We start from the raw sequence: 17117 nt of genomic DNA on the forward strand, positions 1-17117 counted from the left end.
CAGCGAAGAGTAGCAAAAGAAGCAATTCTCTGGCTAGCACCGGGAGGACATCTTTTAATAGAGACGAGCGAAATGCAGGCAACTCAGACCTTTGAAATCTTTGCTGGTGCTGGGCTTACCACGAAAGTGGCTAGAGACGAGGAACTAGACGCCACTGTCGTTATAGGATCGAATTCTGTTTTTTAGCATAAATCAGTACGTAGTCTTATTCACAAATGAAATGATAATTTCCTAGCAATATACAAATAAGCAAAAAATCCTTATTCAATTAAAGGGCGCTATTGTTGAATAAACCTTAGATTATTAAACGACTTTATTGTTATATTTTTGAGTACAGTGAAGTATCTTATATCGAAAATTAAACAACTATATTTTAACCCCGTCCTAAATTTAGAACGGGGTTATGCTTGTTTTAGGTTTTAAAATTTCCGTAGTCTTTTTAGAATAAATTAGTTAAAAACAAAAGACTACATACTATACGCGAAAGAGTATAAAACAGAGGGATTATATAAGGGGTTAATTGGCTTTAGCCCATAGCGGGAGGTGTATCCGCAGATGTTGATTTAAAATAAAGTCCAATAATTTATAAAAAAGATTGATAAAAACGACTTACTAGGGGTCACCATACATGCCCATCAATCTAACAAATGTAAATCTCTATAAATGAGAAATTTTCTCATTTAGGGTGTTATAAAATTCTTAAGTTGATGGATATGTGAAGAAACCCCAGATACTTGCTATTTTTCACTCTTAAATAATAAATTATTGTCTTTCAAATTGCTGTTTAATAATTTTTTGATAATACTCATGATTACCTAATAACTCCTCATGAGCTCCAAAACCTGTAATTCTACCATCCTCTAATACAATAATTTGATCAGCATGTACAATAGTAGACAATCTATGTGCTATTACAAAAGTTGTTTGTTTATGAATTAATGTATTTATAGCCTTTTGTACTTGTTTTTCTGAATCAGAATCTAGATTTGCTGTGGCCTCATCTAATAACAGAAAATCAGCATCACGCATCAAAGCTCTAGCTATTGCAATACGTTGTTTTTGTCCACCTGAAAGTTGATTGCCTCTTTCTCCTACCTGGGTATTATAACCATCCGATAAACCAGCAATAAATTCATGTGCATTTGCAAATGATGCAATTTCTATCAATTTATCGTCTGTAACCTTATCATTTTTTCCATATAAAATGTTATCTCTAATTGTACCTGAAAAAATTGGAGTATCTTGCGAAACATAACTAAATTTCTCTCTCCATTCTTCTACATGTATATTTTTATAAGATACGTCATCTAATAAAATATCTCCATTAGTTGGATCATAAAATCTTTCTATTAACGAAAATATCGTACTTTTTCCAGAACCACTTGGTCCGACAAGTGCTGTTAAAGAACCTTTCTTAATTTTAAAAGAAATATCTTCAATAACATTCTCTTTTTCATCATATCTAAAAGAAACATCTTTAAACTCTAATTGTGTCGGAGATTCAATACATGTTTTGGTAACGACTTGAACTTCCTCTTTTTCTTCTAAAATTTCAAATAATCTTTTCATAGATCCTTTTGCCTCTTGAAAACTCGTTAAAAAATGATTCATTTGTATAAAAGGAGACATAATTTGAAACAAATACAATAAAAATGCTACTAACTCACCAGAACTAATAAGACCTTGATCTACCCTCCAGGCACCAAAACCTATTACACCAATTAAAACTAAAGTAGTAAATGTTCCTAAAACTGGGGTTAATATAGAATTAATTTTAGCCCTCTTTATTCCATTCTTATAAAGAAACTCAAAATGTTTTTTTCCATTTTCCGCTTCTTTCAATTCAGTATTATAAGATTTCACAAGTTTTATTTCAGAAAGAGTCTGTGATAAATAAGCCGTCAACTGAGACATTTTATTTTGTTCTTGGAAAGAAAGGTCATATACCTTCTCTCCCAAAGGAATTACAATAAAAAGGGTTATCGGTACTACTAAAATCAAAACCAATGTCATTGGAACATCTAACGTAAACAAAATAATTAAAGAAAGTATTAATGTTATACAACTCGTGATTAAATCAATAATTTCAGATGAAATAATATTTACTATTGCAGTAGTATCACTAGTTATTCTACTTACCATCTCACCAGATTTATTATCATTGTAATATTTTACAGGTAATTTTAAAAACTTCTCCCAAAGTTTATCACGCAAGTTTTTCACTATTTCTTCCCCAACCTTAGATAATAAATAAAGAGAAAAAGCTGAAAAAATTATTTCTAGAACTAATAGAATAGAAATTTGACTTATTAAACCAAAAGATATACCTGTTGAAAGTTCATCCATTATATCTTTTATTAATAAAGGTATTATCAATGAAATTACACTTGAAACAATAGATAATACTAACCCTGAGATAAAATGAATTTTAGAAGGATTAGTTATCTTCCACATTTTCTTAATTGAAAAATTATTTTCTTCTTCCATATTCTAATAACCCCTTTAAATTGCTTAATTTAAATGCCATTTGAACAGAATAATATAATTCTTGTAATCACAAAATACCATTTTATCATTATAAAGCGAAATACGGAATAGATATAGAAATTTATGGTTATATTTCAAAAATTTTCTTTTTCGTAATGAAAGGTGTACAAACCCATTACTATCAACTTAAGATGAATTTATACCCATAGTTCATAGAAAATCCAAACTTAGCTTGATGGGCATGTATGGTGACCCCTGCTAAGTAAAATGGAGGAATGTATTGTGGGCAAGAGTTTATCAGAAATGTCACTTGTGTTCGATTAAAAAATACTAATTTCCTGTAAGTGTTTTAAAAGATAAAAAACAACTGTTTACGGTATAAAAATAATGCTATTTACCAAGAGGGATTTTTTACTTTCCCTTAGGATAGCACTACACTACATTAAATAACTTTATTGTCTTTTTACATAACTTATTCGATATGCCGATGACTTTGTCATCGTATGTCAAACAAAACAACATACATACTCGTGAAAGTCGGAAGCTAGAACAAACTGAAAACAAAAGAAGGCAAAACATCGGAAAGCCATATGAGGGAAAACCTCACGTACGGTTTGATGAGGGGAAGCTGAAACGGAAAAGAGATGGCAGAGCCATCTCTAAAGAACATTTAATCTGTTTCAGTTTTCTACTCTACTATGTTTTTTACAAATACGTGCTTTAATTTCTTACAAACACATGCTTTAACTTTTTGCGAAATCGGGTGATTAGCATAATGGCAATCATACCAAAAATAATTTTCCCAATGTGCTGTCCAAGTACTGTGAATATATCTTGTAAGTTGTCGCCTAACCAGTAACCGCAAATTAAGAAGAAAGATACCCAAAATAGGGCGCCTGAATAAATTGTAATTGCAAAACGGCGAAACGGTAAGTTGATAATTCCTGCAAAGTATCCTGTAAAGTGGCGGACACCTGGAATGAAAAAAGCGATAAAGATTAGAAAATATCCGTATTTATCAAACCACATTTTCGTTAAATCAATTTTTCGTTGTGTTAAAAATACATATTTCCCGTATTTCTGAATGAAAGGCATGCCAAGTTTATTTCCTAAAAAGTATTGGAATGTCATACCTACACTTGTCCCAATAAAGGATAAAATAATTAAAATTGGTAAACTCAAATCACCTTGATGCGATAAAAATCCTGCATAGGCTAATGTTGGCTCTCCTGGAAACGGAAGAGCGATATATTCTAACAGCAATCCAATAAGTACTACATAATACCCATATTGCTGAAATAATTCATAAATCCATTCCATGCTGTGCGCTCCTTTTTTACGGTATTACTCATGTACAATACCCAATGTACACTGATGTTGTTAAATATCTTCCTCTTTCCATGTTGAACAGTTCAAACTCTAAATTACACTGTAATAAATTGAAACTTTAATTAATAGAGCATCATCTACTGGTTATTAACCCACACCAAACGGTTCACCCACAATTTGTATGATGGCAGTGAAAGAGTTTGGCTGGAGACCTTGTGCTGGCATTGTTTTTTGATAACCACATTCTCTTCGTATTTCTAGATAGGATCGATCATACTTAATATAGCTCTTTACTAATTAGTAAAGAGCGTCGAGTCGTAAATGTTGCTATTAGAGAAAATCATAGCGGTATAAAAATATATTAAAATCTTCTTCCTTTGGTCCAAAATGAATTGCTTTTTCTTGTACACGTTTGAAGTTTTGCTTGTCATAAAATCCATAGTTGCATGCGTTATCTGTATATAAATATAAAGATGTCACATCTTCTTTTGTCATATATTGGAACAATGCATTCATTAAAGTTTTCCCAACTCCAAGACCTCTAGATTCTTCGGATACGATGAATAATTGTATACAGCCTTGAAAATGATCTTCTTTTCCTTTAATTAGTTCTTTATATGTTTTTTGAACTTTTATAAATGCTTTTAAAAATTCTCTATTCTCTTTATTAGTCATGAATAGTTTAAGCGTGTTATAGGCAAAGCTAAAAGTATTATGAAATTTCTTTAAACGGTTCTTATCCTTTTCGGAATCGCCTAAAATGACACCAATAATTTTATTATCTTTTTCAGCTACCTTACTAAAGGAACTTCCTAAAATACAACTTTGTAGATAGAAGCTTAATAATGAATTTAAAAATTTTTTATCTGTAATGAATTGATTAAATCCAAATGCCTCGCCAATTAAATGTTTTATAGGCTCATAGTCTTCCTTAACAAGACTTCTATATTTTACTGTGTTCATAATTGTATACTCCCTTTATCAATGTAAATAACTTATTATATAAATAGTAAGGTCTCCTCTAAGGGGAGAGTCAATGGTAGTGAGGGAAAAAATATAAAGGAAGAGATTAAAGTGAAAAAATTATTTTCTATTGGAGAAGTTGCAAAAATAAAGGATATAACGATAAAAGCATTAAGGTACTATCATAAAATGGGGATTCTTATTCCAAAACATATTGATGAATCAACTGGATATAGATATTATTCTATAGATCAATTTATTCACATTGATATTATAAAAAGCTGTAGAGAGTTAAACACCAGTATAGTAGAACTTCAAGAGATTTTTAAGGAATGTAATACGGATAAATTGCTGCAATTTTTACAATTAAAGAGAGAAGAAGCGGAAGAAAATATAAAGAAAATGAAAGAAGTAATCGAAACGATTGATTGTTTAAATGCGAAAGTAGGAAGTTCACAGGATATATTAAAGAATGATGAAATATCTATTCAGTTCTTTGAACAGCGTTATGTAATTGTAGCCCCTTGTAAAGAAGTGGGGAGTTTACAAGAGTTACTTTATTATTCCGATTTGGAGAAAATCATTCAAAATTATGAAGGGAAAATGTCAATGGAAATGGGGATTTTATACAATGTAAATGAAAAGTGGGATGTAGAACCAAAGTATGTTTTTAATAAGGTGCAAGATAATGTACATATGGAAGAGGAGCAAAATATAAAAATATTACCGGGCGGGAAATATTTAACATTAGCGTATAGTAAAGAGAATGAAGAGGAACGTAGAAATACCATGATTAAATATGTAAAAGAAAACAATATAGAAGTGGAGAGTTTTATTGAAGTGGAGTTAGTTAATGATGTTTTTAATACGGAGTCTTATAGTTGTCAACTTCAAAGTTTTATAGGGGATAGTGAGAATAAGAAGTTTTGATTGCATAATTTGATGTATGATACCCCGTAATTTACGAGGGTATCATACATAGTGGAGAGCTTATTATTTACGTGAAAAACCTTCTTCGTCAAGGTATTCCGCAGCTTCTGGATAAGAGTTGAATGTACCGTCTAAGTTTACGCCAGCGTAAACGTTCCACATGTCATCCTCAGATATAAGAGTAAGAATATGACCATCTTCGTTATGCCATTCTTCTTCTTTCGCAGGTTCTGCAGGAACTACTATTTCTTCTTGTGATAGTAGTTCAATGGATTGCTCAATTACTGAACGTAATTCCTCTGCTGAAAATTCACGGATGTTAATCATACCTTTGTCGTCCGTTTTGTAGCCTTTAATACCGCTTGCGTATACAAATCCGTTTCCGTTTGGATGTAAATGATATACAACGTTCTTTTTATCTAAACGACTTTCTTCAAAGTGAAAGTTTACGCGTTTTAATGATACGTTCTTTCTTTCTAATTCTGGGAAAGATTCAATAATCGATAATTTTTCTTCAAAAGTTAGCATAGTGCCTCCAAGTGTATAGTAAAAGATTTAATTTGTTCATTATAGCATAGTTGTAATTGTTTCCAAAGGTAAGGGAGAAACTTTTCATTGAATACGTTTACTTCACGAGACTGTAAAGAGTTTCTTATAAATACGCTAACGAATGAATCTTTTTGGGTGTACAATGGAACGTGGACTTTATATGAAGGTGGTTTTTTTATGATTCAAAAAATAGCAAAGGAATGTTTAGCAGGGTTTACTGTTGCGATTGTTGCTTTGCCGCTAGCAATTGCATTTGGTATTGCCGCGACGGGAACGTCTGAAGGGGCACTAGTCGGATTGTATGGCGCGATTTTTGCAGGTTTGTTTGCGGCGTTATTTGGCGGCACACCAGGGCAAGTAACTGGACCAACTGGGCCGATTACAGTTATTGCAACAGGCGTTATTGCAACTTACGGATTAGAAGCAAGTTTTATTGCATTTATGATGGCAGGGGTATTTCAAATTTTATTTGGTGTATGTAAGCTTGGCTCTTACGTTCGCTATATTCCGTACTCTGTAGTTTCAGGGTTTATGAATGGGATTGCACTTATCATTATTTTAGGTGAAATGAAGCACGTACAAAATAGTTTTCTACTCGTGTTATTAACGATTATTGTAATGATTGTTTCTGGAAAATGGATTAAGGCGATTCCATCAAGTTTAGTGGCATTAGTAGGTGTTACAGCACTATTGCCGTTATTTTCTTCTATGCTACAAGGACTTACAGTACACTTACCGGTTGTAGGAACTATTTCTTTAAATAAGGTAATTGAAAAGATAGGTGCAATTCCGGAGGCGATGCCAGCTCTTCACGTACCGGCTTTAAGCGGATCGGGAATGTTGGAACTTGTATTACCAGCTCTAAGTATTGCTTTACTAGGATCCATTGACTCATTATTAACGTCTGTCGTAATGGATAATGTGACAGGGACACGGCATAAAAGTAATAAAGAGCTAATCGGACAAGGTATTGGTAATATTGCGAGCGGTTTGTTCGGAGGATTAGCAGGAGCAGGGGCGACTGTTAGGTCTATTGTAAATATAAGAAGTGGCGGGAAAACGGCACTTTCAGCTTGTATGCATAGTGTCATATTATTTATTTTCATTATGGGACTCGGTTCGGTGGTACAATATATCCCACTTGCTGTATTATCAGGTATTTTAATTTTAACTGGTATAGGGATGTTTGATTGGGAAAGTATGAGGAAAGTGCACGTAGCCCCAAAGGGTGATGTTATTGTTATGTTCGTGACGATGTTTGTGACAGTGAAATTTGATTTAATGGTTGCTGTTGCGTTTGGTATTATTCTTTCTTTCATTATATATATGGTGAGATGTAAAGAACGGAAAGCTTCTATTATAAAAGAAAAAGAAGCGACGTACACGATTCAGGGATCACTTTCTTTCCTATCAGTAGATCGTATTTTTACTTCTTTACAAGATGTGAAGTCACCGGTTGTTTTACGTATGAAAGATGTACGTTATATGGATGTATCAGGCGCTATGGCGTTATTAAACTTTGTTGAGCAGTCAGATAAAGTAGGAGCGAGTGTGACGCTTGAAAATGTACATCCACATGTTGAAAAGACGATAGTTATGATGGCGAATGATGAGCAAAAAGAGAAACTACAGTTTTTAGAAGTTAAGGCAGTATAATAATAAGAACCTTCACACGAGTTGCGTTGTAGAGTGTGGGGGTTCTTATTATTTATATATGTGTTGCTTATGTGGAGAATCCTTATGTCTGGATTTTATAAATCTGTTGAGCATCAATTAGATCATCTAACTTCAAATTATATTTAGGATTTGAGAAATGGCTACCTTCACAAATTAATTGTGTACGGTTAACGAAATTATAAACTTAAGATGATTGAATAAGTCACATTGCGTCTGTTTTTTCAGATTTCTCAACTTCCTCTTGAAAAGGGAATTTTAAGAATTATTTTACTTAATTTAGCGTGTTGAAAACAATCCTCTTACTGACAAGAGTTACAGTATATTACAGGTTTATCTTGAATAAGTAAAAGTAGTAAATTTAAGGGAAAATAGGATGGAAATAATCTTGTTTTGTACTTATTATATTTGGAACGAGAGTATTCAATATATAAGAAATTTGGTATGATAACTAAATGAAATAGAGTGAAGTTTCTCTAGATTAAGCAAGAATACTGACTTGATATTTATTTAAATCATATTTGAAAGAAAAGAGATAGAAGATGAATAAAAAGTTTGTAAAAGGCGCTGCAATTTTAACCATTACAACGTTCCTATCGAAAGTGGTGGGGAGTTTTTTTCAAATTCCATTGCAAAATATAGCGGGAGATGAAGTACTTGGGATTTTTCGCCTCGTTTTTCCTGTATATATGATAGCCTTAACTTTATCAGTAGCGGGGGTTCCGCTAGCAATATCCCAGCTAATTGCTGAACTTCATGAAAAAAATGATCAGGACGGAATTGCTAAATTGTTTACGTCCGCATCTATTATCGGTGTTATATGTGGGATATTCGGATTTTTAATTATTATCATTGGATCGAGTAGTATTGCAAATATGCTTGGTGGACAAGAGACGAGGCTACCATTAATTATTACCTCATTTGCCTTGTTAATCGCACCATACATGGCAGTGTATCGTGGATATTTCCAAGGATTTGGAGATATGATACCTACGGGCGTATCACAAGTAATTGAGCAGTTGATTCGCGTGTTCTTTATGCTAACGATTGCTTATGTATTTGTATATTTGAATAAAAGTAGTGATATCATAACAGGTGGAGCGATGATTGGTTCTTGCTTTGGCGTTATTACGTCACTTATATATTTACGAGTAAAATATGTGAGAAGCACGTATCGTTATAAGAGTAAAACGTATTCGTTACAAGACTTTAAGAAAAACGCGAAAAAAATACTCCGTGTTTCAATTCCCATTGCCATTGGAGCGTTATCTATGCCGGTTTTAAATTTAGTTGATTCCGTAACAATTCCACATGTACTACATGAATCTTCTGCAACTATTCAAGAGCAATTCGGTATATATAGCCGTGGTTTTGCATTTACGCAATTAATTGTTGTACTTGCAAGCGCAATGGTATTTCCATTAATTCCATTATTAACAGCTGCTTTAACAAAAAAAGATATAGCTTTAGCTAAATTGACAGTAAAGCGCACAAATGAGTTTGCGCATGTTTTAACAATGCCGCTAACGATATGGCTTATGGCGCTCGCAGTACCGCTTAATGTTGGATTATTTACAGACACAAAAGGAAGTGGCATGCTAGCCATTTTAATTGGTAGTTCGTATTTCACATCACTTACGGTATTATCAATAGGAATTCTGCAAGGGATTAAGCGTTCAATGCAAGCGGCATGGATTATCATTGGTGCGAGTTTCGTAAAAATTATTTTAAATATAACGCTAGTAAAACAAGTTGGTATAAATGGAGCAGCGTATAGCACTCTAATCATATATATACTGATTTGTATTGCGAATTACATTTATATTAGAAAAGACCTTTCCTATCCAATACATATAGGGAAATTTATAGCGGTGATTGTAGTATCTAGTATTTTAGGGGCAGCATTATACTTTGTGTCTACACTTATCAATGTGACAGATTCTAGACTTTTTGCAATGATATATAGTGCTGTAGCGCTAGGAATAGCTTCCTTGTTATATGGCGTATGTGCGTTGAAATTAAACTGGATATCGAAAGAACAAATTCCGTTTTTACGTAAATAAATTCGATTATTATAGAAAATGAACAGCCTTATAAATAAGTATGGTTTGTTATATGTTTTTAAAAGAATTCAATTTGAAGTTATCAAACCTTTCTCGGTAAGGAATTAATAGCAATTTGTTTAATTACAAAAGAGCTGATTGTGAAACGTTGGAGGAGGCTAAGAGTGCGGTTAGTTTTATCAGGATATTATGGTTTTTATAATGTTGGGGACGAAGCAATTTTACAATCAATTATTCAAGCGCTGCATGAAGAGGATCCTACTCTTGAGCTTGTTGTACTTTCTAATGACCCCGACTATACAAGGGAAATGTACGGTGTAGAGGCGGTAAATCGTTGGGATATAGGAGCGGTTTACCGAGAAATAAAGAAAAGTAATGGTTTAATTAGTGGAGGCGGTAGCCTCTTGCAAGATAAGACGAGTATAAGAAGTATTCTATATTATACAGGTATTATGCGGTTGGCTCTTTTGTTGAAAAAGCCGTATTATATTTATGCCCAAGGAATCGGGCCTATTACGAAGAAGCAAAATCGTTTATTGGTGAAATGGCATATATCTAAGGCTGAATATATATCAGTGCGTGATGAAGACTCTTTTTTGTACTTAAAAGAAATTGGTATTAAGAAAGACATCGAACTTGTTCCAGATCCAGTATTAGCTTGTATGCCAGAAAAAAAGAAGACCAATTGGCTGCAAAAACATTCTTTACAAGGGAAAATTGTTGCGGTTAGTGTACGGTACTGGGATGCAAAAGAAAATTATATGAAGAAGTTAGCAGGCACGCTAAAAAGACTTAAGCAAGAGGGATATCATATTTTATTTGTACCGATGCATGGTCCATTTGATCAAAATGCATCAAGGGAAATCATTAATTTGATGGGAGAAGAAGCACACATGCTCCCTTATAAAATGGATATTCATGAAAAAATCTCTATTTTATCAGAATGCTCCTTGCTAATCGGAATGAGGCTCCATGCTCTTATATTAGCGGCAGTTGCTAATACTCCTATGATTGGTATTTCATATGATCCAAAGATCGATTCGTTTGTACAACAAGTAAACCAACCAAGTATTGGGAGTGTAGATGGAGGCTGGACGCCAGGGACACTATATAGCATGGCAATCAACCAAATAGAACAAAAAGAATATATGCAAGAAACTTTAGGGCAAAGGGTAGAGGAATTACGAGAACAAATTTCAAGAGCATCCAAACATATTATTAGTGACTTACATGCAAAAGAGTCTATAAAAAGAGGGATGTAATCTTAGTTTTAGAGAGGTAGAGGGAAATTTCCTAGATCTTTCTCCTTTTTGTAGTTGAAGGTACAAGTGAAATAATAACAATGTCGAAACCCATAATAGTTTAATTTATTATTTCCCACAAATAGTGGAATAAATAAAGAAGAAGCCTCTTGTAAATTGGTTACAAGAGGCTTCTTTTAGTTTTTAAACTTAAACATTTCACCGCTCAAATTTGAATCACTATACACAAACAATACCATGTTAATATTGTTGTCTTTAATGTATTGATATACATCCTTTTCGTGATAGTGACGGAGGTCGAGGATGGATGTGTGTTTAAAGCTTTGTGCTAAGTGAGGCACAATTGCGTTTGCGAATGAATCTTTTAGGACTAAAGCTCGTACATCATTTGGCGCATTGTTATTTTCGATGACGATTTCTGGATAATCGTTCGTGTAATAACCTGCGTATGATGTTGTATCGTTTTGTTTTTCTACGCCATATAGTTCATCCAATGTGCGATATACAGTGCCGTTTACATCTTTTGCGGTTACGCTTGTAAAGTTGAAACCGTCTTTCGGTGTGTAGTAGCATAGTTTTTCACCAGTCGCATCGATCAGTTGGTATAGCTGGTTGTTAAAGCTCCCGACTAGATGTGTATTTGGAGCGCACGTACGAGTGTAATCTTCTTTTTTTATTTCTTTTCCTTTATATATAGAAGATTGTTGCCCGATTGTGTTCATTATATATTGATAGCCTAAGAAGGCGCCATCCATATTCCAGTGATGGTCTGTTTTGAAGTACATACTTTGTATTTCTTCATTTGTATAGTTTTGCTTAAAATAATCCATGAGTTTAATTGGCTTTACGTCCGCTGGAAGTTTATTTAGAAAATAATTTAAATTTTCCTGTGCATATGTGTGAATATAAGAAGGTAATTTAAATGATAATGCATTCGTTTTGGACGGTGGTAAAGCAAAGTAAAACTCAATATTTTGTTCTTTTAAAAACTGAGATAAGTCTTTTACAGCTGGCATAGCTTGGTCAATCTCATTATATTTTGTAGTCCAAGCTGGGTTTTTTAGAAGCCATTTATCATCAGTTAGAATAATATCGTTAATGAGAGACTTGCCCATTTTAATTTGGGTAAGTGTATAGTTTTTAATGAGATCATCTCTTCCGATTAATTGATCGTTTGTATATGTCTCAAAGTCTTTAAAGAAGCTGCCTTTTGCGAGGGCTTCTTTTGTAAGAGCTGGTTTTTGAGCGAGCGGACGATTTTCAACGGGCGAAATTGCTCGGTCAGTTTTGAGAAGCGATAATATGCCAAATGAAAAGATAATGGTGAGAAAACCGATAAATAGGACGATGTTCCCCAATTTTTTCATAATAACTTTTCCTTCCTACATGAGTTAAAACCTGAAGTAAATAAATGGATTATACGTCGAATTAATTAAATACATAATCGAAATCATAAATAATGTGAGTAATAATATAGGACGTACAACTTGCATCGTGAACATATACGTTTTGGGCGCAAGTTCTAATATGTTTTTAACACGTTTCAAAATTGGTGTCGCTGCGATAAAGGCAATGATAAATACGATAATGTATTCATGTATATATAGCATTGTGTTGTCATCAATGAAAGATTGTCGCTGCATGCCAAACATCGCTTTTAAATATTGGAACGAGTAAGCGAAATTATCAGCTCGGAAGAAGACCCAACCGATCATAACGATGATTAGTACATATGCGTGTTGCAGCGGTTTCCATAGCTTATTTAATATTTTCTCAAATCCAGCTTTTTCAATCGAGATAATAAAGCCGTAATATAAGCCCCAGGCGATAAATGTCCAGCTTGCTCCGTGCCATAAACCGGTTAATCCCCATACGATGAAGAGGTTACGGTAATTTGCTAGTTTTGAAACACGGTTTCCGCCGAGCGGAATGTATATATAGTCGCGGAACCAAGAACCTAGTGTAATGTGCCATCTTCTCCAAAATTCTGAAATGGATTTCGAGATGTACGGATAATTGAAGTTTTTCGGGAAATCAAATCCGAACATTTTTCCAAGTCCAATTGCCATATCAGAGTACCCTGAGAAATCGAAATAGATTTGAAGAGTATAGGCGATAATACCAATCCAAGCCGTTCCAACGCTTATTTCAGACGGTGGTAAGGCGAAGATTTTATCTGCGACAAATCCAACTTGGTTAGCAATTAATATTTTTTTCGCTAATCCTAAAACGAAAATTTGGATACCTTCTGTAAATCGTTCAAAAGAATGGATGCGCGTTTTAATTTGTTCAGCAACGATATTGTAACGAACGATTGGTCCGGCAATGAGCTGCGGGAAAATTGATATATATAACGCTAAGTTAAGTGGATTTTTTTGAACATCTCCATCTTTACGGTATATGTCAATAACATAGGACATCGCTTGGAACGTATAGAAAGAAATTCCAATAGGAAGTGGAATAGGTTCCACATGAATAGATAAATGCAAAGTTTGATTCAAAATGTCTGTGAAAAAGGAAATATATTTAAAATAAGAAAGTAATAAAATATTTCCGACCACAGCCATAATTAAAAATGTGACTTTCATATTTTTTCGTTTATCATAATGATGCACGAGTAGGCCGAAGCAGTAGTTTAATAAAATAGAAAAGAGCATTAAGAGGACGAATCGTGGTTCTCCCCATGCATAGAAAATTAAACTAAATGCAAGTAATACGGAATTACGTAGCTCGGCACGCACTATAAAATAGAAAAATAATACGAGGGGTAAAAAGATAAATAAGAAAATAGAACTACTAAATACCAAAGGACTCTCCTCACTTTTTTCAAAAATACATTTCGTGCAAAAAACCGACATTCCTATTATATATTTTTTTATATAAAAGCGCCTTTATTATTTTGGCATATTAATAATTCGATTAAAATGATTACTATATATAATAGAAGAAAAGAGGGACGGAATCCTTTTGACACTCATTATTTGGATAAGATAAGATGAATAAGGTGTGATTTGTTTAGAAGGGAAGAGATGGTGTGTTATTTAACTCGTTTGAGTTTATTTTTTTATTTTTACCGATAGCATTTCTTTTATATTTTCTATTAAATAAATTTGGACATGCTACATTAGCGAAAGCTTGGCTCGTTGCGGCCTCTTTATTTTTCTATAGTTATTGGAATGTGAAATATTTACCGCTTATGTTAGTGTCGCTCATTGTGAACTACTTTATCGGAATGAGGCTCGTGAAGCGTAAGAGTAAATTTCTTTTAATAGTAGGGTTAATATTTAATATTGGGATGCTTAGTTATTTCAAGTATTATGATTTCTTCTTACAAAATGTTAATGCATTAATTGGAACTCATTTTACATTATTATCATTAACGTTACCGCTTGCGATTAGTTTCTATACGTTTCAAAAGATAGCATTTTTAGTAGACACGTATCGCGGGGAAACGAAGGCATGTCATTTTCTTGATTACGCGTTGTTTGTAACGTTTTTCCCGCAGCTTATTGCAGGGCCGATTGTACATCATGCGCAAATTATGCCGCAGTTTGCTGATGATAGTAAAAAGCGTTGGCAATCGAAGTATATCGTTCTTGGGATTTTCGTATTTGCAATTGGTATTTTCAAAAAAGTAGGTATTGCAGATGTATTATCACCTCTTGTACGTGAAGGGTTTGATGTGCAGCAATCATTAACATTCGTCGAAGCGTGGCTTTCGTCGTTAGCGTTTACGTTCCAATTATATTTTGATTTTAGTGGATATAGTGATATGGCAATTGGAATCGCCTTAATGTTCAATATTAAATTACCTCAAAACTTTAATTCACCATATAAAGCAGTGAATATACAAGATTTTTGGCATCGTTGGCATATGACGCTTAGCCAGTTTTTAACGAAGTATGTATATATTTCTCTAGGAGGAAATCGAAAAGGGATTACACGTACATACGTGAATATTATGATTGTATTTTTAATAAGTGGACTTTGGCATGGAGCTGGCTGGACATTTATTTTTTGGGGCTTCCTGCACGGCGCAGCTTCTGTTATTCATCGCTTATGGAGTAAAGTGGGAGGGCGCATGCCGGCCTTTGCTGGTTGGCTCGTTACGTTTTTCTTTATTAATATAACGTGGGTATTCTTTAGGGCAACATCTATGCATGATGCGGTGAAAGTGTTAAAAGGAATGTTTGGATTAAATGGATTCGAATTAGCAAATAGCGTATTCCCAGCATTTATAATAGAGAAGTTGCAATTTTTAAAAGAGTACGGTGTTTCATTTACAGAAGGGTACCATGTATCTTTATTAGATCCGAAAATGGTAGCGTACATTTTTGGGGCGTTATGTATTAGTTTCTTCTTAAAAAATTCGATTCAGTTAAAAGATTCATTCCGTCCGAATGTATGGACCGCTTTATTTACTGCAATATTGCTCGTATATAGCGTGTTACATTTAACGAGTATTAGTGAGTTTTTATACTTTAATTTCTAGGTGGAGAATATGAAAAACAAACAGTGGCTTATTTTCGTCTTTGTATGTGTTTTTGTTCCTCTTGTAGGTGTTGGGATATTTAATAGCTGTATAGATTCACTTTGGTTATTCCCGCATAAAAATAAGTGGAATGATGTTCAGTTTGGGTTTAACGAGAGACAGCAGAAAACGAATTATATAACATACCGTCCGTTTACATATGATGGAGTTATACTTGGAAGTAGTAGAACGACTTTTATTAACGAGAATGACTTCACCGGGTTAAACGCATTTAATTATGCGGTGAGTAGTACAGACCCTCGTGAATATGATGCGTATATTGAATATGCGAAAGAACAAAAAGGCGGTGAATTATCGTCAATTGTACTCGGTTTAGATTTTCTTGGAACGAACAAAAATAGAGAAATCGGCTTTGATAAACCAGAAGTGTATATTAATCAGGCGCAAAGTTTATTGTACCCGATTAAATCGTATGTGAGTATGGACGGGATTACCTATTCAAAGAATACAATTGAAAACTCTATCCATCATAATACGGCTATTGACCGGTACAATCGAGAGAATGTAAAGTCAATGCGTGATTATACGAAAGAAGAACGCGATGCACAAATAGCAGCGCAAGTAGATAAGTTTAGTAGAGAGATTTACGGCGGGAATTATGAGTATCAAAATATGAAAGAAATATTAGGAACAGTAAAGGCTCATAATCCGAATACGAAGTTTTATATTTTTACAACGCCTGTTTCAGAGCCTCTGTTCCGTACGATGATTCAGTCAGGGCGATGGGAAGATTATAAAAGATGGCTTCATGACGCTGTAGATGTATTTGGAGAAGTTCATCATTTCATGTATCTCAATTCCGTTACAAAGAATTTAGACAATTATATGGATGGACATCATTTCAGACCGGAAGTCGGGCAGATGATCGCGCATAAAGTTGTGAATGAAGTGGATAGCAATGTCCCGAAAGACTTTGGTATTGTGATTACGAAGGATAATATCGATGAGGTGTTAGAGCAGATTCATGCATCTTTTCAATAGAAAGAATTAGGACTTTGAACCAAAAATAAGAAGGCTAACCTCTTCAAAATCTTCGATTTAGTGGAGGTTAGCCTTCTGTAATGTACTTCCCTTGATTCTCTATGTACGCACGTATAACTTCAATTGGTGCGCCTCCCGTTGTTAGTAACATGTAACTTCTACTCCAAAAATACGGTTTCCAGTAAAAAGGTTTTAATTCATCCGGGAACTCTTTTCGTATATAGCGGGAAGTAACGGTTTTAAAACTATTCACAACATTAGCTAAGTGAATTTGTGGCGGAGCATCAAACAGGATATGTATGTGATCCTCTTCACCGTTCATTTCAA

Annotated in this window: 13 protein-coding genes and 1 pseudogene; 7 read left to right on the forward strand and 7 right to left on the reverse strand. The window is 33.9% G+C overall.

Annotated elements, in window-relative coordinates:
- A pseudogene (locus MR109_RS28215) lies at window positions 1-186 on the forward strand (putative protein N(5)-glutamine methyltransferase); the annotation flags it as partial.
- Between the two features lie 576 nt (window positions 187-762).
- Here MR109_RS28215 and MR109_RS28220 read toward each other — a convergent pair.
- From MR109_RS28220 to MR109_RS28230, 3 genes are all read right to left on the reverse strand, one after another.
- The gene (locus MR109_RS28220; RefSeq protein WP_242274698.1) at window positions 763-2487 is read right to left on the reverse strand and encodes an ABC transporter ATP-binding protein; all 1725 of its coding nucleotides are present in this window, start codon (window positions 2485-2487) and stop codon (window positions 763-765) included.
- A gap of 720 nt (window positions 2488-3207) precedes the next feature.
- On the reverse strand, window positions 3208-3807 hold the full coding sequence (locus MR109_RS28225) for a DedA family protein (protein ID WP_242274699.1): 600 nt from the start codon (window positions 3805-3807) through the stop codon (window positions 3208-3210).
- A gap of 339 nt (window positions 3808-4146) precedes the next feature.
- Window positions 4147-4779 (reverse strand): GNAT family N-acetyltransferase, encoded by a 633-nt coding sequence (locus MR109_RS28230; RefSeq protein ID WP_071720454.1) that lies wholly within the window; start codon window positions 4777-4779, stop codon window positions 4147-4149.
- A gap of 111 nt (window positions 4780-4890) precedes the next feature.
- Here MR109_RS28230 and MR109_RS28235 point away from each other — a divergent pair, with 111 nt between their 5' ends.
- Complete coding sequence (locus tag MR109_RS28235; protein WP_002170574.1) at window positions 4891-5709, forward strand: MerR family transcriptional regulator; 819 nt, start codon at window positions 4891-4893, stop codon at window positions 5707-5709.
- A 63-nt stretch (window positions 5710-5772) separates the two neighbouring features.
- On the opposite strand, the gene MR109_RS28240 is transcribed toward MR109_RS28235, so the two are convergent.
- Window positions 5773-6237 (reverse strand): hypothetical protein, encoded by a 465-nt coding sequence (locus MR109_RS28240; RefSeq protein ID WP_002170575.1) that lies wholly within the window; start codon window positions 6235-6237, stop codon window positions 5773-5775.
- 198 nt (window positions 6238-6435) lie between these two features.
- Between MR109_RS28240 and MR109_RS28245 the strand changes: the two genes are divergently transcribed.
- The 3 genes from MR109_RS28245 to csaB all read left to right on the forward strand — a co-directional run bounded on the left by MR109_RS28245 (window position 6436) and on the right by csaB (window position 11257).
- The gene (locus MR109_RS28245) at window positions 6436-7914 is read left to right on the forward strand and encodes a SulP family inorganic anion transporter (RefSeq protein ID WP_071720452.1); all 1479 of its coding nucleotides are present in this window, start codon (window positions 6436-6438) and stop codon (window positions 7912-7914) included.
- Between the two features lie 560 nt (window positions 7915-8474).
- On the forward strand, window positions 8475-9995 hold the full coding sequence (locus tag MR109_RS28250; protein WP_178940754.1) for a putative polysaccharide biosynthesis protein: 1521 nt from the start codon (window positions 8475-8477) through the stop codon (window positions 9993-9995).
- A gap of 164 nt (window positions 9996-10159) precedes the next feature.
- Window positions 10160-11257 (forward strand): polysaccharide pyruvyl transferase CsaB, encoded by a 1098-nt coding sequence (gene csaB / locus MR109_RS28255; RefSeq protein WP_071720448.1) that lies wholly within the window; start codon window positions 10160-10162, stop codon window positions 11255-11257.
- A gap of 176 nt (window positions 11258-11433) precedes the next feature.
- Here the strand turns inward: csaB and patB1 are convergent, their stop codons facing one another.
- The gene (patB1, locus tag MR109_RS28260) at window positions 11434-12624 is read right to left on the reverse strand and encodes a secondary cell wall polysaccharide O-acetyltransferase PatB1 (protein WP_242274700.1); all 1191 of its coding nucleotides are present in this window, start codon (window positions 12622-12624) and stop codon (window positions 11434-11436) included.
- Window positions 12625-12648: 24 nt separating this feature from the next.
- A complete protein-coding gene (locus MR109_RS28265) occupies window positions 12649-14064 on the reverse strand; it encodes an MBOAT family O-acyltransferase (RefSeq protein WP_242274701.1) in 1416 nt (471 codons plus the stop codon).
- A 227-nt stretch (window positions 14065-14291) separates the two neighbouring features.
- Here MR109_RS28265 and MR109_RS28270 point away from each other — a divergent pair, with 227 nt between their 5' ends.
- Both MR109_RS28270 and MR109_RS28275 read left to right on the forward strand, forming a co-directional pair.
- Window positions 14292-15749: an MBOAT family O-acyltransferase gene (locus MR109_RS28270; RefSeq protein WP_242274702.1), complete on the forward strand. Its 1458-nt coding sequence runs from the start codon at window positions 14292-14294 to the stop codon at window positions 15747-15749.
- Window positions 15750-15758: 9 nt separating this feature from the next.
- Window positions 15759-16790, forward strand: a complete 1032-nt coding sequence (locus MR109_RS28275; RefSeq protein WP_242274703.1) for a hypothetical protein — start codon at window positions 15759-15761, stop codon at window positions 16788-16790.
- 67 nt (window positions 16791-16857) lie between these two features.
- Here the strand turns inward: MR109_RS28275 and tnpA are convergent.
- Window positions 16858-17117, reverse strand: a 260-nt coding sequence (gene tnpA / locus MR109_RS28280) for an IS200/IS605 family transposase (RefSeq protein WP_242274704.1), incomplete at its 5' end; no start/stop codon positions are given.

Source organism: Bacillus cereus group sp. BfR-BA-01310 (assembly GCF_022664325.1).
In the GTDB taxonomy this organism is placed as follows: domain Bacteria; phylum Bacillota; class Bacilli; order Bacillales; family Bacillaceae_G; genus Bacillus_A; species Bacillus_A paramycoides.

Bases quoted from the DNA above. Each gene is read 5' to 3' on its own strand.
- MR109_RS28220 (WP_242274698.1), bottom strand. From the start codon at position 2,487: ATGGAAGAAGAAAATAATTTTTCAATTAAGAAAATGTGGAAGATAACT.
- MR109_RS28225 (WP_242274699.1), bottom strand. From the start codon at position 3,807: ATGGAATGGATTTATGAATTATTTCAGCAATATGGGTATTATGTAGTA.
- MR109_RS28230 (WP_071720454.1), bottom strand. From the start codon at position 4,779: ATGAACACAGTAAAATATAGAAGTCTTGTTAAGGAAGACTATGAGCCT.
- MR109_RS28240 (WP_002170575.1), bottom strand. From the start codon at position 6,237: ATGCTAACTTTTGAAGAAAAATTATCGATTATTGAATCTTTCCCAGAA.
- MR109_RS28245 (WP_071720452.1), top strand. From the start codon at position 6,436: ATGATTCAAAAAATAGCAAAGGAATGTTTAGCAGGGTTTACTGTTGCG.
- MR109_RS28250 (WP_178940754.1), top strand. From the start codon at position 8,475: ATGAATAAAAAGTTTGTAAAAGGCGCTGCAATTTTAACCATTACAACG.
- patB1 (WP_242274700.1), bottom strand. From the start codon at position 12,624: ATGAAAAAATTGGGGAACATCGTCCTATTTATCGGTTTTCTCACCATT.
- MR109_RS28275 (WP_242274703.1), top strand. From the start codon at position 15,759: ATGAAAAACAAACAGTGGCTTATTTTCGTCTTTGTATGTGTTTTTGTT.